Below are 18954 nucleotides of genomic sequence, written 5' to 3' on the forward strand. Positions count from 1 at the left end.
GGGCTAGCGCTTCGCCAGCGACTGCTCGATCCTGGCGACGATGGCCGGCACGGACAGACCGGCGGCATCGAGCAGGGCTTCGCGCGATCCTGCGCTCGACGTCTTGCCGCCCTGCTCCGGAATCCCGATACCCGTGATCGGCGCGCGCTTGACGTCGCCGGCGAACGCGCCCGCCACGAAGCTGAACAGGCCGCCGCGCAAGATATGTTCTTCGAGCGTCACGACGAGCGACGCGTCACGCACGGCGTCGCGGATCGCGGCCTCGTCGAGCGGCTTCAGGCAGGAGATACTGACCACACCGACGTCCCGGCCTCGCCCGGCAAGCTCGCCGGCCGCCTCGACCGCGCGCGAAGCGATCGGTCCTGAGGCGAGAATGACGACATCCCGTCCCTCGCGCAGGACCCGCGGCTTGCGAATGTCGGTAATGGCGGCAGGGCCGAGATTCGGCTCACCCTGCCGGCTGAGCCGCAGGTAAGACGGCTTGCCGCTTCCCGCGATCAGGCGCGTGGCGGCACGGACTTCCATGGGGTCGCAGGGCACGAACACCTCGATGCCCGGCAGCATCGACATGATGCCGGCATCTTCCAGCGCGTGATGGGTGTAGCCTTGGCTGCCATAGGCATAGCCGGCGCCCACCGCCACGACCTTGACGTCGGCACCGTGGTAGCAGACGTCGTTGCGCAGCTGCTCGAGGCAGCGCAAGGTCGGGAAATTGCCGATCGAATAGATGAACACCGTCTTGCCCGACAGCGCGATGCCGGCGGCAATGCCCGCCATGTTCTGCTCGGCGACACCGACATTGAGATAGCGATCGGGGAATTTCGCCGCGAACGGCTCCAGCACGGAATAGCCGAGATCGCCGCAGAGCAGCCAGAGATCGGGGTTCTCGCTCGCGGCCTGCGAGAGGCTCTCGATGAACGTCGTCCTCATGCGCCGACCTCCGCCAGCGCCTGCGCCAGCAGTTCATCCGAGGGCGAACGGTAGTGCCATTCGAGCTTGTTCTCCATGAAGCTCACGCCCTTGCCCTTGACGGTGTGGGCGATCACCACGGTCGGCCGACCCGACGTTACAGGCACGGCCCCCAGCACGCGCTCGAGCGCAACGACATCGTGTCCGTCGATCTCCTCGACATGCCATCCGAACGCCTTCCATTTGTCCACGAACGGATCGAGGTTCAGCACCTCGGCGACCGAGCCAAAGCTCTGGATCTTGTTGAAGTCGACGATGACGCAGAGATTGTCGAGCTTGTGATGGGGCGCAAACAGGATGCCTTCCCAGTTGGAGCCCTCATCGCATTCGCCGTCGCTGAGCAGGCAGAACACGCGGCTGCCGGCCCCTGCGGTTCGCGCGGCGAGCGCCATGCCGATCGCGATCGGAAGGCCATGGCCGAGCGAGCCGGTCGAGACCTCCACCCCTGGGACGGCGTGGCTGACATGCCCGGTGAAGATCGATCCGTCACGGCAATAGGTGTCAAGCTCAGAAAGCGAAAAGAAGCCGCATTCGGCGAGCGTGGCATACATGATCGCCGTGGCGTGGCCCTTGCTGAGCACGAAACGATCGCGGTTCGGGCTTTGCGGCTCTGCCGGATCGAGCCGCAGGATCCGCGTGTACAGCACCGCCAGGATGTCGGCCATCGAGAGGCAGCCGCCGATATGCGAGGCTTTTGCGGCGTGCACCATCCGCAGCGCGTGCGCGCGAATGCGCCGCGCAAACTCCTTCGGTTCAGGACGATTTGCGGGAATTGTCATGCCAGTTCACCGTTTCGCGTAGTCCGTCGTCCAACGACACTTCGGGCTTCCAGCCCAATGCGAGCATGCGCGAAACGTCCGCGGCCAGGATCATAACCTGATCGGGACGGTACGCCAACTCGCCGAAGCCCAGCGCCGCACCGGGGTCGACGAGATCGCGCAGCCGCGTCACCGTCTCGCGCAGCGGCGGCGCCTCCGGGCTGCCGACGTTGAAAATGCCGCCCGCTGCATCGTGCGTCACCGCGAGCCGGAAGGCGCTCGCCGCGTCGCGTGCGTGCAAAAATCCCCAGCGCTGCTCGCAAGCCGTCAGCGCCATGTGCTGTCCCGAGCGCAGGTTCCGGATCATGCTCGGGATCAGCCAGTAATCCGCATCCTTCGGGCCGTAGGTCGAGAAGATTCGCAGCCATGCCGCACGCAGCCCCCGCTCCTCGGCGAGGCGCAGCGCCATCGACCCGGCGGCAAGCTTGGCCATGCCGTAGAGCGTCGTCGGCCGCGGCACGTCGTCCTCGCGAATCGCGCGATCACAGGGGCCGTATTCGGCCTGCGATCCGGCGCCGACGAAGATTTTGGCGCCGGCCGCGGCGGCCAGTTCGACGAGGGCGACCGTGTCAGGCACGTTGGCCGCCTGAACCGGGCTGTTGCGGTCACTGCCCGCGACGCCGCGCCAGGCCATGTGGATGACCGCCTCCGGCGCAAAAGCCTCGAGAGCCGTCCCCAGCCCGTCCAGATGCTCCAGAGCGCCCGGAATCACCTGCAGGCGGTCGACTGCCCCCGCGAGGCGCCAGGAGGCGCTTTCCGGCCGCAACAGGACAGCCACCTCGTGCCCCCGCGCCACGAGGTCCGCAACGAGATAGGAGCCCAGAAAGCCGCTCGCGCCAGTGACGAAAACACGCATTCGCCCCGGGTAGATCAGCCGCCCCAGCCCGTCAATGTCCCGCCTCGGGATTTGCCCCGGCCTGGGCCTCTGGAGCGCCATCTGAGCTTGATTATCCGGCCCATGCAGCTAAACGGAGGGCCAGATTTGACGTTCGACGACACAGGGGTAGATGCATGAGCGACTTCAGGCTGGCCATGGTTTCCGCGGGCTTCGAGCACGGCGGCAACGTCACCCATCGTCACTTCGACGGCCATCCCGACCTGCTCGTCTACCCCTTCGAGTCGCAGCTCGGAAACCGCAACTTCAACGACTTCCTCGCCTCGGTCGAGCGCGTCCAGTACCGCTATCCCGAATTTCCGGAAGGGCTGACGGCGGTCGAGCTCTACGAGCAAATGATCGACGAGGAGCTCAAGACGTTCCTGCGCAAGCGCAACGGCTCCAAGTTCCGCGACGCCGACTGCGTGCTGGATGAAAAGAACCGCGTCGCCGAATTCGTCCGCCTGTGCGGCGAGGCGCCGATCCCGCGCCGCAAGGTCATCGAGGCCTTCTTCCGTTCGACCTTCACGGCCTGGGAGAACTATTACACCAAGCCGCGTGCCGGCATGGTCCATGTCGGCTACTCCCCCGCCATCGGCATCGACGCCGACCGCATGGTGCGCGACCTCCCGAACGTGCGCATCCTGCACATCGTCCGCAACCCGTTCTCGGCCTATCGCGACACCAAGCGCCGTCCGTTCCCGCAGCCGCTGTCGAAGTACCTGATCACCTGGAACATCTATCACTCGACGGTCGAGATGTTCGCCAAGATGTATCCCGAGAACGTGCGCATCTTCCGCTACGAGGACCTCGTGGACGACAAGCGCAAATTCATGACGGAAGCAGCCAACTTCATCGGCGTGCCCTTCGCCGACAGCATGCTCTATCCGAGCTGGAACGGCGTCGAGATCAAGGACTCGATCGCGCCCTGGGGCACCGTGCTCAAGAGCACCAAGGACTACAACCAGGCCGTCATCCAGGAGCTCTCGGACGACGAGCGCAAGCAGATCGCGCAGGGCACCGCGGCGCTGGCCCGCCATTTCGGCTACGACCAGATCGACTATCTGGGCCCGCTCTATCGTGCTGGGTAAGATCGCGTTCTTCGAAGCCAACGACCGCCCCGACATCGCCGCCGATCGCGCGGCCATCCTGCCCGCGCTGCGGCAACAGCTGCAATCATCCGGCCGCGGCGCCGTCGTGACACCGATGCTCGGCGGCACGCTCGGCATCTGCTTCGATGCCGGGATTGCGGGCGAGAAACGGTTTCTGAAGACGCATCTGCCTGGTACGGCCGCCCGCGCGAGCCTCACCAGGGAGGCCGATATCCTCGCGCGTCTTTACGGCAGCACGATCGTGCTTGACCGTTTCGAGGTCCCGCTGGCGGACGGATCGAGCCGGCTCTGCGTCCTGATGCCCGCGCTCGCACCGCTGGCCGCCCCGATCAAGCCTGCGGATGCCGCTGCCATGGCGCGAGAATGCAGCGAACGGCTCGACGACTGGCGGCCGGACGATCTCCCTTCGTTCGAGCGTTATCTGTCTACCGCTGCGCGCGCGCTAAGCACCCTTTCGGAGCGAGGCCTGCTGGACCAGACAAGCGTCGTCGAGGTGAGCCGGCTGATTGGACTGTTCGAGGATGGCTTCGCGGATCTGCCCGCAGCGCTCTGCCACGGTGATTTCGGACCGAAGAACATCATGCTCGCCGGCACCGATCCGCGCGTCATCGACTGGGAAGACGCCTTCCTCGGCATCGCGGGTTACGACTATCTCTACTGGCTGACCTTCATGGAGAACCGGCCGTTCCTGCAATCGGCAGCGTTCGGCCGCACCGGTCTTCCGCCCGAGATCGAGCGCGCGATCCTCGCCCTCGTCGTGCTGCTCAAATCCCATCTCGCAGTGTGCTCGGGTGCCTATCTGAAGCACGCGGTGTCCCCGCAGGCCCGCATCGCCGAGATTCTGGAACTGCCGCGCTAGGCGCGTCCTTCACCCGATTTCCAAAGCGTACCTTTCCGCCGCCAATGACCCGTTGATTTATATCGTACTACGATATATCTCCGGCGGGCTGACCGGTGCCCCCGGCCATGCTCCGTCATCATGCCAATTACGCCACTTCCGATCGGACCAAGATGCCACGCTCCATTCCCGCCAACTCCCTGCCGCGCCTCGGCGACTTCACGACGGACCGGCGCGTGCTGATGCTGGTCGCCATGGCCGTTGTCGTCGGCGCCGGCGGCGCGGCGACGGCGTGGCTGTTGCTGCATGCCATCGCGATCGTCACCAATGCGGTCTGGCTGCAAACCTTGAGCACGCAGACGCTCTCGATGTCCGGCGTGAAACCCGGCGTCTGGATGGTCGCAGCGCCGGCCCTCGGCGGCCTCGTCATCGGCCTGATGGCGCGCTTTGGCTCGGAGAAGATTCGCGGCCACGGCATTCCCGAGGCGATCGAGGCGATCCTCATCGGCGGCAGCCGCCTCCAGCCGAAAGTCGCCGTCCTCAAGCCGCTGTCGTCGGCCATCTCGATCGGCACCGGCGGACCGTTCGGCGCCGAGGGCCCGATCATCATGACCGGCGGCGCCGTCGGCTCCCTCTTCGCGCAATGCTTCCATCTGACCGCCGCCGAGCGCAAGGCGATGCTGGTAGCCGGTGCGACCGCGGGCATGACGGCCATCTTCGGAACTCCCGTCGCCGCCGTCATGCTTGCCGTCGAACTCCTCCTGTTCGAGCTGAAACCGCGCAGCCTGATTCCCGTGATCGCCGCCTGCGTGGTCTCGTCGGCGCTGCGGCCCTGGCTGATCGGCAGCGGCGTGCTGTTTCCGTTCGCCGGCCAGCTCGATCTGCCGTGGTGGGGGCCATTTGCCTGTGTCGGCATAGGCGTTGCGGCAGGACTGCAATCGGGATTGCTGACCACGCTGCTGTACAAGGCCGAGGACTTCTTCGGCCATTTGCCGATTCACTGGATGTGGTGGCCGGCGATCGGCGGGCTGTTCGTCGGTGCCGGCGGCCTGATCGAGCCGCGCGCGCTCGGCGTCGGCTACGATATCATCGGCGACCTGCTCAACGACCACATTGCGGTGTCGGCCACAGTCATGATCCTGCTCGTGAAGTCCGCAATCTGGATCGTCGCGCTGGCATCGGGCACCTCCGGCGGCGTCCTCGCACCGCTTCTCATTTTCGGCGGTTGCGCCGGATGGCTCGAAGGACAATTGCTGCCGGGCTCACATGGCGCATGGGCACTGATCGGCATGGCCGCGATGATGGGCGGCACGATGCGCTCGCCACTGACCGCGATCCTGTTCGCCGTCGAGCTGACCGGCGATTTTGCGATGCTCGGACCGCTGCTGATCGCGACGAGTGCCGCCTATGCGCTGACCGTGCTGCTGCTCAAGCGTTCGATCCTCACCGAAAAAATCGCCCGGCGCGGCCAGCACGTCGTGCGCGAATACGGCATCGACCCGTTCGACCTGCTTCGCGTCCACGAAGTGATGGTGAAGGATGTCGATACTCTGCCGGCAGCGATGACCGTCGGCGAGGCGGTATCATTCTTCTCGGGCGAGGAACGGCGTCACAAGTCCTATCCTCTGATCGATGCCGGCGGACAGGTCTCGGGTCTCGTCGGCCGCTCGGACGTCCTGCGATGGCGCGCGGAAAGCGCCGACGGCCGCGACACCCTGTTCGACTGCGCGTCGGACCGCTCGCTCACACTCGGCTATCCGGACGAGCCCGTCTCGCACGTTGCCGACCGGATGGTTCTGGCAGATGTCGGGCGCGTGCCGATCGTGGAGCGCGCGACCGGGCATCTCGTCGGCCTGGTTGCCCGCAAGGATCTCCTGCGCATTCGCGCCACCGCAAGATCGGTCGAGACCCGGCGATCCGCCTTCTTCGGTCCCGGCCGCCACGAGCCGTCACGTCACGCGACGGTCCTCGACGACGTGCCGACGACCTGATCGAGCTGCTCGAGCGAGAAGTTGCGCAGGTCTTTGCCGTCGCGCAGCGCCTGGTACCAATCGACAGTCAGACGCAGGCCCTGCGCCAGATCGAGCTGCGGCGTCCAGCCGAGCTCGCTGTGCGCCTTGGTGCAATCGAGCCTGAGATAGGCGGCTTCGTGCGGATGCGGACCCGCATCGGCGGTCCAGCGCGCACCGTCGCCCCACAGCGCGATCAACTGTTCGACCACAGTTCCCACCGGCACTTCGCTTGCAGCATCGGGCCCGAAATTCCAGCCGCCGGTGAAGCGCTCATCGCCCGCCAGCCGCTCGACCAGCCTGAGATAGCCGAGCACCGGATCGAGCGCGTGCTGCCACGGCCGCACCGAATTGGGATTGCGAATACGCAGCGCCTCGCCCGCCGAGAACGCCTGCATCGCATCGGGCACCAGCCGGTCGCGTGCGAAATCGCCGCCGCCGAACACATTGCCGGCGCGCGCCGTCGCAATGCGCGCCGCGCCCGGCACGTTGAAGAAGCTGCGGCGATAGGAATGCGTCGCGAGCTCCGCGCAGGCCTTGCTGTTGCTGTAGGGATCGTCGCCGCCGAGACGGTCGCTCTCGCGGAAGGCGGCGCCCGAGCCGTTGTTCTCGTAGCATTTGTCGGTGGTGACGATCAGCATTGCCTGAAGCGCGCGCAGCTGCCGCGCCGCCTCCAGCACATGCACCGTGCCCATCACGTTGGTCGCAAATGTCTCGACCGGCTCCTCATAGGACGGGCGCACGAGCGCCTGTGCCGCCATGTGGATGACGATGTCGGGCTCGGCCTCCGCCATCGCGGCGCGCAAAGCGCCGAGATCGCGGATGTCGCCGATGCGGTGCTTGATGTCGTCGGCGATCCGCGCCGTCACGAACAGAGAAGATCGATGCGTCGGCTCGAGCGCATAGCCGTAGACGTCGGCTCCCATCCGGCGCAGCAGCAGCGAGGCCCAGGCCCCCTTGAAGCCGGTATGCCCTGTCAGAAAAACCCGCTTCCCGCGCCAGAATGCGGGGTCCGTCACCAGACCCTCCACTTGGCGCGGTTGCCAGTCCATTCGCCCTCGAGGAAAGTGCGATCGCGCAGCGAATCCATCGGGTGCCAGAAGCCGGGATGCACATAGGCGCGCAGATCGTCACCGCGCACGAGCTGCTCCATCGGCTCGCGTTCCCAGATCGTCTTGTCGCCGGCGATCAGCTCGCCGACCGACGGCGACAGCAGGAAGAAGCCGCCGTTGATCCAGCCGCCGTCATCGTTGGGCTTCTCCTCGAAATTGACCACCCGGTCGCCCTCGATCGCGACGGCGCCGAATCGTTTCGCGGGCCGCACCACCGAGACGGTGGCCCTGCGTCCATGCGCCTTGTGGAAGGCGATCTCGGCGGCGAGGTCGATGTCGGCGACGCCGTCGCCATAGGTCAGCGCAAAGAAGGGCTCGTTCGCGACGTAAGGCAGCACCCGCTTCAGCCGGCCGCCGGTCTGGGTGTCCTCGCCGGTATCGACCAGCGTGACCCGCCAAGGCTCGGCCGTTTCGCGATGCACTTCCATCCGGTTCTCGGCGAGATGGAAGGTGACGTCGGACATGTGCAGGAAGTAGTTCGCGAAATATTCCTTGATCATGAAGCCCCGGTAGCCGAGGCAGATCACGAAATCATTGAAGCCGTAATGGCTGTAGATCTTCATGATGTGCCACAGGATGGGCCGGCCGCCGATCTCGACCATCGGCTTCGGCCGCGTGCTGGTTTCCTCGGCGATTCGGGTTCCCAGACCTCCAGCGAGAATTACGACTTTCATTCAGTTGGCTCCAAACGGGGACACCCATCCCTGTCCATACCCGACGGCTTCTATACGAACCGGAAACAGTTGGAAAAATCGTCCGGACGCAACCTGAGGAAATATCAAGAGGTAATATATTACTCCGCGCAAGCCTATTGGCCTTTCCGCCCGCAGCCGATACCACTTTCGCGGCCGCGCCTGGCGAGACCGCCCCAAGATCCAGCTGGAACCGATAATGCCGTTTGAAAGCTACAAGAACAGCCGCATCCTCGTCACCGGAGGCGCCGGCTTCATCGGATCGCACATCTGCGAACGGCTGCTCGATGCCGGGGCCGAAGTGGTTTCCGCGGACAATTACTTCACAGGCAGCCGGCGCAACATCTCCCATCTGATCTCGAATCCGCTGTTCGAGGCGGTCAGGCACGACGTCACCTTCCCGCTCTACATCGAGGTCGACGCGATCTTCAACCTGGCCTGCCCGGCCTCGCCGATCCACTACCAGCGCGACCCCGTGCAGACCACCAAGACCTCGGTGCACGGCGCCATCAACATGCTCGGCCTCGCCAAGCGGCTCAAGGCACGAATCTTCCAGGCCTCGACCAGCGAGGTCTATGGCGATCCCTTGATCCATCCCCAGACCGAGGATTACTGGGGCAACGTCAACCCGATCGGCATCCGCTCCTGCTACGACGAGGGCAAGCGCTGCGCCGAGACGCTGTTCTTCGACTATTGGCGCCAGCACGGCCTGCCGATCAAGGTCGCGCGCATTTTCAACACCTACGGCCCGCGCATGCAGCCCAATGACGGCCGCGTGGTGTCGTCCTTCATCGTCCAGGCACTCCAGGGCGAGCCGATCACCGTGTTCGGCGACGGCGGGCAGACCCGCTCGTTCTGCTATGTCGACGATCTCGTCGAGGCCATCCTGCGGCTGATGGTGACGAACGAAGACGTCACCGGCCCGATCAACCTCGGCAACAATTCCGAGTTCACCATCCGCGAGCTCGCCGAGAAGGTCATCGAGCTCACCGGCTCGCGCTCCAGGCTGGTGTTCAAGCCGCTGCCGCAGGACGACCCGCGCCAGCGCCAGCCCGATCTCACCAAGGCCAAGGCCGTCCTGAACTGGCAGCCGAAGGTCGCGCTCGAGGACGGCCTGAAGGAGACCATCGCCTATTTCAAGCACTCGCTCGAAATCGCCTGATCCCGCTCGCACCCCACCTCGTCCGCAGCGAACCTCACTGCCATGAGCGAACCGTCCGGCATCATCCAGCATCTGCGATCGCGGCTGGATTCGAAGGCTGCGCTGACGGTCCTGCTGCTGCTGCACAGCGCCGTCACCTGCCTGTCGCTGATCAAGGTCGCGACCTTCCAGTCCTACATCCACTTCAGCGGCGAGCGCCTCTGGATCGCGGTCGCGGTCGCGATCGCATTCTCCGCCGTCTCGCTGCTGTTTGCCGCCGCCCGCTTCAGCTTCGGCTATTTCGCCGGCTTCTATTTCTACACGATGATCCTCGGCTTCCTGTGGATCGACGTGTTCTCCGACTACAGCTACGAGCGGTTGCTCGCAGGGGTCTCGGCAGGCTTGTCGCTGGTGCTCTTTCTGATGCCCATGCTGTTCGTGCGAGCGCCGTTCCGGCAGCTGGTCGTGCTGTCGAACGCCCGTTTCGAGCACCTGCTCACCGCCATCCTGGTGATCTCCATCGCCACCATCGCCGTCGCCTCAACCTACAATTTCCGCCTGGTCGCGATCGCTGACATCTACGAGTACCGCGACGCGCTCGAATTTCCGGGCGCGATCAGGTATCTCACGGGCTGGGTCTCCAGCACGCTGCTGCCATTCGCCTTCGCCTGCTACTGGCTGCTCGGCCATCCCAAGCGCGCCGGCCTGGTGCTGGTCCTGCTGCTGTTTTTCTACCCGATCACGCTGACGAAGTTCGCGTTCTTCACGCCGGCCTGGCTGGTCGCGCTCGCCGTGCTGTCGCGACTTCTGGAGGCGAGGACCTCGGTCATCGTATCGATCTTCGTTCCGATGCTGCTCGGCCTCGTCGTGATCGTCCTCACCGGCGGCACCCTCACCAGCGTCCCCGGCAGATATTTCGACATCGTCAACATCCGGATGATGGCGACGGCATCGAGCGCGCTCGACATCTACAACCATTTCTTCGCCAGCCACCCCGTGACCTGGTTCTGCCAGATCTCCGTCCTCAAGCCACTGACGCACTGCCCCTACCAGGAGCCGCTGGCGGTGGTGATGCAGAGCACCTACGGCTTCGGCAATCTGAATGCGTCGCTGTTTGCGACCGAAGGGGTCGCCTCCGTCGGTCTTTATCTCGCGCCCCTGTCCGCGCTCGCTTGCGGCCTCGTGCTCGCGCTCGGCAATCGCGCCTCCGCGGGACTTCCGCCCCGCTTCGTCCTGATGTCAGCCGGCGTGCTGCCGCACGTTCTGCTCAACGTGCCGCTCTCGGTCGCCATGCTCACCCATGGCACCGTGCTGCTGTTCCTGCTCTGGTCCATGACGCCCCGCAACCTGTTCGAACCAAAGCCGTGACGCCGTGCGCATCCTGATCCTCAACGCCGACTATCCGCGCTTCCTCTCCTGGCTCTACCGCCGACATCCGGGCCTGGAGAACGAGCCCTACGCAGCGCAGATGGCGGCGCGGAATGCCAGCCTGTTCGGCGTCGCCGATTTCTACTCGCGCAATTTCGCACGGCTCGGACACGTCGCCGCCGACATCCATGTCAACAATCCCTGGATGCGGGCGGCCTGGGCGCGCGAGCATGGCCTTGCCGTCGCCGAGCCATCGCCGCCGGGCGCGCCCGCCGCACGCGACGCCGTTCCCGGCTGGCTGAAACGCGCGGTCGCGCCGTTCAAGCCGGTGCTGCGGCCACTCGCACGCAAGGTCGGACTCAGTCCGCGGCTCGATGCGGAGGCCGAAAAGATCCTGCTGGCGCAGATCGAGGACTTCAAACCCGATCTCGTGCTCAACCAGGATCTGTTTCACGTCGACACGCGCCTGGCACACCGGATCAAGCAGATCGGCCGCCCGATCCTGATCGGCCAGGTCGGCATCTCGCCGTCGCGCGGCGAGGACTGGTCGGTCTACGATCTCATGATCTCGCAGATGGCCGCAGTGGTTGATTTCTTCCGCCAGCACAAGGCGCGCGCGGAAGTGGTCCATCTTGCCTTCGAGCCCGGGATCCTCGACGTTCTGCCTCCGGCGCCATCGCAAAATTTCGACGTGACCTTCGTCGGCGCGGTGTCGGCCGATCACCAGCTTCGCGTCGCGCAGCTCGAGGCGGTGGCGCGGCGCCATGACCTCAAACTGTTCGGCAGCGGCCTGCAATCGCTTCCCGCCTCGTCGCCGCTGCACCGCTGCTATCAGGGCGAAGTGTGGGGCGCGGAGATGTACCAGGCGCTGCGCGCCTCGCGCATCACCCTCAACTCGCACATTGACATGGCCGGCCGCGAGGCCGGCAATGCGCGCCTGTTCGAGGCGACCGGTGTCGGTGCGTTCCTGCTCACCGACTTCAAGGACAATCTGCACACGCTGTTCGAGCCCGGGCGCGAGGTCGCGGCGTGGCGCACGGTCGAGGACTGCCTCGCGCAGATCGACCGCTATCTCGCCGACGAGCCCGCCCGCGCGGCAATCGCAGCGGCGGGCCAGGCGCGCACGCTCGCGACCCACACTTTCGGGGAACGGGTGGAGGCGATCCTGCGGCTGGCAAACTGAGACAAAGCCTTGTGGCTTTCGCCTGGATTGACCGCACATCGCTCCCGAAACACCGACCAGGTCTCATCGCACCCTTGGAGAGGTCTTTCGGGCACTGTCATCCATGCGTTCCACCAGATAGTCGACGAAGACCCGCACGCGCGCCGGCATGTTGGCACCGCCGATGAAGACCGCGTGGAAGACCTCTTTGTCTCCGGGATTGAAGGATTCCAGCAGCGGGACCAGCCGCCCTTCGGCGATCGCGTCGCCGAGACCGAAATTGCCGACGCGCGCGATGCCGATGCCATCGAGCGCCAGCTGGCCTAAGGTCTCGCCGCTGTTGGCTTCGATCGCGCCGCGCACCTTCAACGCATAGTCGGTGCCGTCCCGGCGGAACGGCCATACCGGCTCCGCGCGGCGGAAACTGAAGTTGAGGCAATTGTGATTGTGCAGGTCTTCCGGCCTCTCGGGTACGCCCCAGCGCGCCAGATAGGACGGCGAGGCGACGATGGTGCGGCCGTTCTCGCTGAGACGACGCGCCGTGAGCGCGCTGTCGGCCAGAGGGCCGCCGCGAACCGCCACGTCCGCCTGTCCGGCCGCGACGTCGACGATCCCGTCGCTCAGATTGACGTCGACGATGATGTTGGGAAAGCGCCGCACGAACTCACCGAGCAGCGGGACGATGCAGAAGCGTCCGTGCGAGACGGCAGCGCTGACCCGGATGCGGCCGCGCGGTGACGCCTGGTCGGCGATTGCCTCCTCGGCTTCGTCGAGATCGGCGAGAATGCGGCGGCCGGCGCTGAGATAGGCTTGCCCCTCGGAGGTGAGCGTGAGCGCGCGCGTGCTCCGCAACAGCAGGCGCGCGCCGAGCCGCGCCTCGATCCGGTCCAGCGTCCGGCTCACCGCCGACGGCGTCAGCGAAAGCCTGCGGCCTGCAGCCGAAAAGCTGCCCCCGTCGGCAACGGCACAGAACACTTCGAGCTCCCGGGCACGGTCCATGCTGCCGATGGTCATCTTTGCTCCATACGCAAAAATCCTTAGCGCACATACCAGCTAAACAGGCGCTCCGTCTCTCTCTATCTTTGAATTACGTTCAACAGAGGAGACCAACGCATGTCCACTTCCACCGCCTTTCGCCGGCTCGCGCTCGCGGGTGCGACCCTTACCGCCCTGGCGATCCCCGCTGCAGCGGCCGAGCTGCCTTGGGACCTCCCGAACACGTTCCGAACCGAGCAGGTCGCGACCAATGGCACCACGCTTCACGTCCGGGTCGGCGGGACCGGACCGGCCGTCGTGCTGTTGCACGGTTATGGCGACACCGGCGACATGTGGTCGCCGCTCGCCGCCAATCTGGCGCGCAACCACACCGTGATCATCCCCGATCTGCGCGGCATGGGCCTATCCGCCCGTGCCGAGGTCGGCTTCGAGAAGGCCAATCAGGCGGAAGACATCGCCGGCGTGATGGACGCGCTGCATGTGCCCCGCGCCGACGTCGTGGCGCACGACATCGGCAACATGGTCGCCTATGCGCTGGCGAGCCGGCATACCGACCGGGTGACGAGACTGGTGCTGATGGATGCGCCGGTGCCGGGCGTCGGGCCGTGGGACGAAGTTTTGAAGAATCCCCTGCTCTGGCACTTCCGGTTCGGCGGACCGGACATGGAGCGCTTGGTCGCCGGCCGCGAGCGCATCTATCTCGATCGGTTCTGGAATGAATTCTCCGCCAACCCGGCCAACTTTCCGGAGGCCACCCGCGCCCATTATGCTCAGATTTACGCCGCGCCGGGGCGGATGCATGCGGGCTTCCGCCAGTTCGCCGCCTTCGACCAGGACGCGATCGACAACCGCGCCTGGCTCGCGGCGCACGCCAAGCTCCCCATGCCGGTGCTGGCAATCGGCGGCGCCGCCTCGTTCGGCCCGGTGATGGCTGTCGTCGCGCGGGCCGCCGCCATCGACGTCCAGGAGCGCGTCATCCCGGGCGCAGGCCATTGGCTCATGGAAGAGCAGCCCGCAGCCACCACGGCAGCGATCGACGCGTTTCTCAACGGACGATCTGCCGCTGCGAAGGACGGCCATCTGGGCCAGACCGCCTTGTCGCTCGAACAGGCCGAAGCGATGCCGCAGTCCGGCGCAGGGGCCGGCACATCCGGGCTCGATGGAATCCGCACCGTGCTGCTCTACGGCGACCCGGCCAAGTCCGGACCGTACATGCTCGAAATCCACGTGCCGCCGAACACCACGATCGCGGCCCACACCCATCGCGACGATCGGTTCGCCACGGTGATCTCCGGCACTTGGTATTTTGGCTACGGCGAAAAAGCGGCCGATGCGCCGGTCAAGCCGCTGACCGCAGGTGGCCTTTACACCGAGCCCGGCGGCGCCCCGCATTTTGCCTTCACACGGGCCGAACCCGCCGTCGTCCGCCTGACGGGTATCGGCCCGAGCGACACGCACTACGTCGCCACAACCGGAACTCATTGACCTTCGCGGTCGAGGCAGACCCACAATGACAATCCCGACGCTGGACGAGATCGTCGACCGAGCCAACGCATCGCATCGATCGCCGGTGATCTTCATCCACGGCCTTTGGCAAAGGCCGAGCGTTTGGGAACGGTGGGTCGAAATGTTCGAAGCAACGGGTTACGCGGCGCTCGCGCCCGCGTGGCCTGCGGAAGCCGGCGGCGCCGCCGCGCCCGAGACGATCGCGCAACTGGTGGCGCATTTCACCGACATTGCCGGAGCGCTCGACCGTCGCCCCGGCATCGTCGGCCACGCTTTCGGCGGACTGATCGCGCAGGTCCTCGCCAACCATGGGCTCGCGGCCGCGACCGTCGCGATCGATCCGGCGCCCCCGCCGGGGGCACCGGCACCAGACGGCCGGTTCGACCATGCCGACGTCGGCCGCAATCTCCGGGCGAAAGCTCGCGTCGATACGCAGACCGTGCCGCGCGGACCGTTGCTCATGATCTCAGGAGAGCGCGGCCATTTGCTGACGATCGACAAAGACTGGCATGAGACGGCACGAACGACCCTGACATTCCTGTCACGGTCGTTGCCATCGCAGGATTTGTCGGCCCGCTAGACGATCCAGGCCGAGCGCGTGCTTGGATAAAAATCAATCTTAGGCCGATGGCCGAAAAAGTGCTGGATGTGACCGTGCGCGGCGTCGAGCAGTGTCACATCGCCGCTCGCCCGCCGTCACCCGGATCATGGCGCCCGCGGCCTGCTCATCCCGCCCTTGACGGTCCCGGCCAAAATGGCCAAAGTGCGCGGCGGGACCGCTATCTCACTCTAATTGCAGCACTTTTTGTCGAGGCTTACGATGGAACACGTCGAACATGTTCGATTCGGCGACCAGCTCTATGCGATCATCGTGCGCGCCTCGTTTCGCGAGCCGGGCATCCATTTCTTTTCGACGCCGGAACTGTCGCAGCAGCTCGCCTATATGAGCCACCCCAAGGGCAAGAGCATCGAGCCGCATCGCCACAACAAGGTGACGCGCGAGGTGCACTACACCCAGGAAGTCCTGCTGATCCAGAAGGGCAAGCTCCAGGTCGACTTCTACACGATCGAGGAAAAATATCTCGAAAGCCGCGTGCTCGGCGCCGGCGACCTCATCCTGCTCTGCAGCGGCGCCCACGGCTTCCACGTGCTCGAGCCGCTCGAGATGTTCGAGGTCAAGCAGGGTCCCTATTCCGGCGAGGCCGACAAGACCCGCTTCGCCGAAGTCGCGCCGTCCGAAATCCGGATCAAGGGCCCAAATCCGTGAGCACGCCATTCATTCCCGTCAACACGCCGCTGCTCGACGGCAACGAGGCCGACTATCTCGCCGAATGCGTCCGCACCGGATGGATCTCCTCGGAGGGTCCGTTCATCAAGCGCTTCGAGCAGGCGATGGCCGAGGCTGCGGGACGACGCCACGGCGTTGCCGTGACCAACGGTTCGGTCGCGCTCGACATCGCCGTTCACGCGCTAGGGCTTGAGCAAGGCTCCGAGGTCATCATCCCGACCTTCACGATCATCAGTTGCGCCGCCGCGATCGTGCGGGCCGGCCTCGTCCCGATCGGGGTCGACTGCGACGCCGCGACCTGGAACATGACGCCCGAGGGCGTCGAAGCCGCGATCACGCCGCGCACGCGCGCGATCATGCTGGTTCACATCTACGGCCTGCCAGTCGATCTCGACCCGATCATGGCGCTGGCGCGCAAGCACGATCTGAAGGTGATCGAGGACGCCGCCGAGATGCACGGCCAGACTTATCGCGGCAGGCCTTGCGGCGGCTTCGGCGATGTCTCGACCTTCAGCTTCTATCCCAACAAGCACGTCACGACCGGTGAAGGCGGCATGATCCTGACCGACGACGACGCGCTCGCCGATCGCCTGCAAGGCTATCGCAATCTCTGCTTCCAACCGCAACAGCGTTTCGTCCACGAGGAGCTTGGCTGGAACGCGCGCATGACCAACCTTCAGGCCGCGCTCGGCGTCGCCCAGGTCGAGCGCCTGCCGCGCACCGTCGCGCTCAAACGCCGGATCGGCCGGCTCTATGACGGGCATCTCGGCGGCCTCAACAGCATCCGCCGTCCGGTCGCCCGCACCTCCTATGCCGACAACATCTACTGGGTCTACGGCATCGTGCTGACCGACGACGTACCGTTCGACGCCAAGGAGGCGATGCGCCGCCTGGCTGAGAAGGGTATCGGCACGCGGCCGTTCTTCTGGTGCATGCACGAGCAGCCGGTGCTGCGCCGGATGGGCCTGATGCGTGACGAAAGCCACCCGAACGCGGAATACATCGCACGCCGCGGTTTTTATCTTCCGAGCGGGCTTGCCTTGACCGACGACGAAATCGCTCGCTCAGCCCAGGCGCTGAAGGAGATTTTGGCGTGACCGTGTTCGCCGAATACGCGCCCTGGTACGATCTCCTCTACCAGGACAAGGATTACGGCACGGAGACGGCGTTCGTCGAAGCCCGCCTGCGCGACCACGGCGTGTCCTCAGGCAGGCTGCTCGATCTCGGCTGCGGCACCGGCCTGCACGCACTCGCCTTTGCGCACCAGGGCTGGAACGTTGCCGGCATCGATCTCAGCCATGAGATGATCGCAAGCGCCAAGGCCCGCGCCGAAAAGGCCGGCCTGTCGATCCCCTTCCGGCAGGGCAATGCCTGCGAGACCGGGCCCGAATGCGATTTCGATGCGGTGGTGTCGCTGTTTCATGTCGCGAGCTACCAGACCAGCCGCGATACGCTGGCGGCGATGTTTCGCACCGCCTGTGCTGCGCTGAAGCCGGGCGGCATTTTCTTCTTCGACTATTGGTACGGCGGCGCCGTGCTGGCGCAGGGCGTCGAGACTCGCGTCAAGGTGATCGAGAAGACGCCGCTGCGGCTCACCCGCATCGCGCAGTCCGACCATGACGAGCAGGCCGCGACCGTCACCGTGAACTACACGCTGTTCTGCGAGGACACCGACCGCGCCACCATCCGTCGCGTCGATGAAGCGCACCACATGCGCTACTGGTTTCCGTTCGAGATCGACGCAGCGCTCGCGGAGAGCGGCTTTCAGCCCGCGTCTCATGCCGCATGGCTGACGCAGGACGCACCGAGCTCGAAGAGCTGGGCCGCCTATGCGGTCGCCAGAAAGAGCGGCACGCCGTGAGACCGCTGCGGCTCGCCGTGATGCTGGAACAGGCACTCGAGGTCGGGGGCGGCTTCCAGCAGCCGCTCAACGATCTGCTCTGGCTGCGCGACTGGGCCGCCAAATCCGGCAACGAGATCGTGGTCTACTCGCCCTATCCGAAGACACTGGAGATTCTGAAGGAGTTCGGCGTCGCAGGCCGCCTGCGCAAGTTCGGCTTGCTCGACTATCTCTTCCTGTTCCTGAAATATTGCGGCCCATTCGATCTCATCCAGATCGCACTCAGGCTGAAATCGCCGTTCGAGCGTGCACTGATCCGCGACGGCATCGACGTCGTGCACTTCACCTCGACCTCGAAGCGGCACCTGCTACTCTACGAGTTGCCCTTCATCATCACGATCTTCGACGGCTGCCATCGCGACGCACCGGAATTTCCGGAGGTCCGCACCTTCGGCGAGTTCGAGCGCCGCGAGATCCTGTTCGGTCTTGCCAGCACCAAGGCCGCGGTGGTGATCGTCAACGCGCCTGAGCTGACCGACGATCTCTGCCGGCGCTACGCCATGGAACGCGATCGCGCGGTCTGCATTCCGTTCTCGCCCTCCGCCTATGTCAGTCAGTCCGCGCCCGCCGCCGTCGACGACGCGGCCGTGCTGGCAAAATACCGGCTCGAACCCGGCTATCTCTTTTATCCGGCGCAGTTCTGGCCGCACAAGAACCACATGACGCTGCTCGCAGCCCTCGCAAACCTGCGCGAGCGGGGTATCACCGAACGACTGGTGCTGTGCGGTTCGGATCGCGGCGGCCGCGACAAGATCAACGCGGCGGTCCGCGCTTACGGATTGTCGGACCAGATCTCCATCATCGGCTTCGTCGAGTCGGCCGAACTCGGCGCGCTCTATCGCGGCGCCGCGGCGCTCGTCATGCCGAGCTATTTTGGCCCGACCAATCTGCCGCCGATGGAAGCCTGGGCGACCGGCACGCCCGTGATCTATCCCGAGGCCTTCAAGGCCCAGGCCGGCGATGCCGCAATCCTGTTCGACTACGACGATCCGCGCTCGCTGGCGGACGCCATCGTCACGCTCCGCACCGACGGCACGCGCGAGCGGCTGCGCGCCGCCGGCCATGTCCGGCTCGCGCAATTTGCCGAGGAGACCAGGGCCGGCCACGCGCAGTTCGCGCGGCATCTGGAACGGCTGAAGCACCGGCTGGCGCTGACGCCGCGGTGACTT

The 18954-nt window shown here is 65.6% G+C and carries 17 protein-coding genes and 1 pseudogene; 12 read left to right on the plus strand and 6 right to left on the minus strand.

Translation table 11 applies throughout. The annotated features are described in order from the left end of the window. Nucleotides 1-3: 3 nt before the first annotated feature. From AB7532_RS25085 to AB7532_RS25095, 3 genes are read right to left on the minus strand one after another with little or no spacing between them, the layout of a single operon-like run. Nucleotides 4-930: a transketolase family protein gene (locus AB7532_RS25085; protein WP_441237366.1), complete on the minus strand. Its 927-nt coding sequence runs from the start codon at nt 928-930 to the stop codon at nt 4-6. Further along, complete coding sequence (locus AB7532_RS25090; protein ID WP_441237367.1) at nt 927-1748, minus strand: transketolase; 822 nt, start codon at nt 1746-1748, stop codon at nt 927-929. The genes AB7532_RS25085 and AB7532_RS25090 overlap by 4 nt, the downstream gene beginning before the upstream one ends. Then, nucleotides 1723-2643: an NAD-dependent epimerase/dehydratase family protein gene (locus AB7532_RS25095; protein ID WP_441237368.1), complete on the minus strand. Its 921-nt coding sequence runs from the start codon at nt 2641-2643 to the stop codon at nt 1723-1725. The genes AB7532_RS25090 and AB7532_RS25095 overlap by 26 nt, the downstream gene beginning before the upstream one ends. Nucleotides 2644-2798: 155 nt before the next feature. Here AB7532_RS25095 and AB7532_RS25100 point away from each other — a divergent pair, with 155 nt between their 5' ends. The 3 genes from AB7532_RS25100 (at nt 2799) to AB7532_RS25110 (ending at nt 6602) form a co-directional block, all read left to right on the plus strand. Continuing rightward, nucleotides 2799-3752: a sulfotransferase gene (locus tag AB7532_RS25100; protein ID WP_441237369.1), complete on the plus strand. Its 954-nt coding sequence runs from the start codon at nt 2799-2801 to the stop codon at nt 3750-3752. Then, nucleotides 3742-4632 (plus strand): phosphotransferase family protein, encoded by an 891-nt coding sequence (locus AB7532_RS25105; protein WP_441237370.1) that lies wholly within the window; start codon nt 3742-3744, stop codon nt 4630-4632. The genes AB7532_RS25100 and AB7532_RS25105 overlap by 11 nt, the downstream gene beginning before the upstream one ends. A gap of 152 nt (nt 4633-4784) precedes the next feature. Beyond that, nucleotides 4785-6602 carry a chloride channel protein gene (locus AB7532_RS25110; RefSeq protein ID WP_441237371.1) on the plus strand — a complete coding sequence of 606 codons (1818 nt, stop codon included), beginning with the start codon at nt 4785-4787 and terminating at the stop codon, nt 6600-6602. Here AB7532_RS25110 and rfbG read toward each other — a convergent pair. After that, a complete protein-coding gene (gene rfbG / locus AB7532_RS25115) occupies nt 6566-7639 on the minus strand; it encodes a CDP-glucose 4,6-dehydratase (RefSeq protein ID WP_441237372.1) in 1074 nt (357 codons plus the stop codon). The genes AB7532_RS25110 and rfbG overlap by 37 nt on opposite strands. Further along, nucleotides 7636-8406: a glucose-1-phosphate cytidylyltransferase gene (gene rfbF / locus AB7532_RS25120; RefSeq protein WP_441237373.1), complete on the minus strand. Its 771-nt coding sequence runs from the start codon at nt 8404-8406 to the stop codon at nt 7636-7638. Before rfbF ends, rfbG begins: the two co-directional genes overlap by 4 nt. Before the next feature lie 217 nt (nt 8407-8623). Between rfbF and AB7532_RS25125 the strand changes: the two genes are divergently transcribed. From AB7532_RS25125 to AB7532_RS25135, 3 genes are read left to right on the plus strand one after another with little or no spacing between them, the layout of a single operon-like run. Beyond that, nucleotides 8624-9586, plus strand: coding sequence for a UDP-glucuronic acid decarboxylase family protein (locus AB7532_RS25125; RefSeq protein WP_441237374.1), 963 nt, complete (start codon nt 8624-8626; stop codon nt 9584-9586). 42 nt (nt 9587-9628) lie between these two features. Further along, nucleotides 9629-10933 (plus strand): hypothetical protein, encoded by a 1305-nt coding sequence (locus AB7532_RS25130; protein WP_441237375.1) that lies wholly within the window; start codon nt 9629-9631, stop codon nt 10931-10933. Nucleotides 10934-10937: 4 nt separating this feature from the next. Next, the gene (locus AB7532_RS25135) at nt 10938-12116 is read left to right on the plus strand and encodes a glycosyltransferase family protein (protein ID WP_441237376.1); all 1179 of its coding nucleotides are present in this window, start codon (nt 10938-10940) and stop codon (nt 12114-12116) included. Nucleotides 12117-12179: 63 nt separating this feature from the next. On the opposite strand, the gene AB7532_RS25140 is transcribed toward AB7532_RS25135, so the two are convergent. Next, nucleotides 12180-13109 (minus strand): LysR family transcriptional regulator, encoded by a 930-nt coding sequence (locus tag AB7532_RS25140; RefSeq protein ID WP_441237377.1) that lies wholly within the window; start codon nt 13107-13109, stop codon nt 12180-12182. 99 nt (nt 13110-13208) lie between these two features. On the opposite strand from AB7532_RS25140, the pseudogene AB7532_RS25145 reads away from it, so the two are divergent. The 6 genes and pseudogenes from AB7532_RS25145 to AB7532_RS25170 all read left to right on the plus strand — a co-directional run. Next, a pseudogene (locus tag AB7532_RS25145) lies at nt 13209-14156 on the plus strand (alpha/beta fold hydrolase); the annotation flags it as partial. 505 nt (nt 14157-14661) lie between these two features. Continuing rightward, entirely contained in the window at nt 14662-15177 is a 516-nt protein-coding gene (locus AB7532_RS25150) for an alpha/beta fold hydrolase (protein WP_441237378.1), read from the plus strand. Between the two features lie 240 nt (nt 15178-15417). Next, nucleotides 15418-15864, plus strand: a complete 447-nt coding sequence (locus AB7532_RS25155) for a hypothetical protein (protein ID WP_441237379.1) — start codon at nt 15418-15420, stop codon at nt 15862-15864. Beyond that, the gene (locus AB7532_RS25160) at nt 15861-16982 is read left to right on the plus strand and encodes a DegT/DnrJ/EryC1/StrS family aminotransferase (RefSeq protein ID WP_441237380.1); all 1122 of its coding nucleotides are present in this window, start codon (nt 15861-15863) and stop codon (nt 16980-16982) included. The genes AB7532_RS25155 and AB7532_RS25160 overlap by 4 nt, the downstream gene beginning before the upstream one ends. Further along, nucleotides 16979-17746, plus strand: coding sequence for a class I SAM-dependent DNA methyltransferase (locus AB7532_RS25165; RefSeq protein ID WP_441237381.1), 768 nt, complete (start codon nt 16979-16981; stop codon nt 17744-17746). The genes AB7532_RS25160 and AB7532_RS25165 overlap by 4 nt, the downstream gene beginning before the upstream one ends. Beyond that, complete coding sequence (locus tag AB7532_RS25170; RefSeq protein ID WP_441237382.1) at nt 17743-18951, plus strand: glycosyltransferase; 1209 nt, start codon at nt 17743-17745, stop codon at nt 18949-18951. The genes AB7532_RS25165 and AB7532_RS25170 overlap by 4 nt, the downstream gene beginning before the upstream one ends. Nucleotides 18952-18954: the final 3 nt, after the last annotated feature.

This window comes from Bradyrhizobium sp. 930_D9_N1_4, from assembly GCF_052076015.1.
Taxonomy (GTDB): domain Bacteria; phylum Pseudomonadota; class Alphaproteobacteria; order Rhizobiales; family Xanthobacteraceae; genus Bradyrhizobium.

Bases quoted from the DNA above. Each gene is read 5' to 3' on its own strand.
- AB7532_RS25130 (WP_441237375.1), top strand. From the start codon at position 9,629: ATGAGCGAACCGTCCGGCATCATCCAGCATCTGCGATCGCGGCTGGAT.
- AB7532_RS25085 (WP_441237366.1), bottom strand. From the start codon at position 930: ATGAGGACGACGTTCATCGAGAGCCTCTCGCAGGCCGCGAGCGAGAAC.
- rfbF (WP_441237373.1), bottom strand. From the start codon at position 8,406: ATGAAAGTCGTAATTCTCGCTGGAGGTCTGGGAACCCGAATCGCCGAG.
- AB7532_RS25110 (WP_441237371.1), top strand. From the start codon at position 4,785: ATGCCACGCTCCATTCCCGCCAACTCCCTGCCGCGCCTCGGCGACTTC.
- AB7532_RS25140 (WP_441237377.1), bottom strand. From the start codon at position 13,109: ATGACCATCGGCAGCATGGACCGTGCCCGGGAGCTCGAAGTGTTCTGT.
- AB7532_RS25095 (WP_441237368.1), bottom strand. From the start codon at position 2,643: ATGCGTGTTTTCGTCACTGGCGCGAGCGGCTTTCTGGGCTCCTATCTC.
- AB7532_RS25100 (WP_441237369.1), top strand. From the start codon at position 2,799: ATGAGCGACTTCAGGCTGGCCATGGTTTCCGCGGGCTTCGAGCACGGC.
- AB7532_RS25090 (WP_441237367.1), bottom strand. From the start codon at position 1,748: ATGACAATTCCCGCAAATCGTCCTGAACCGAAGGAGTTTGCGCGGCGC.
- AB7532_RS25125 (WP_441237374.1), top strand. From the start codon at position 8,624: ATGCCGTTTGAAAGCTACAAGAACAGCCGCATCCTCGTCACCGGAGGC.
- AB7532_RS25155 (WP_441237379.1), top strand. From the start codon at position 15,418: ATGGAACACGTCGAACATGTTCGATTCGGCGACCAGCTCTATGCGATC.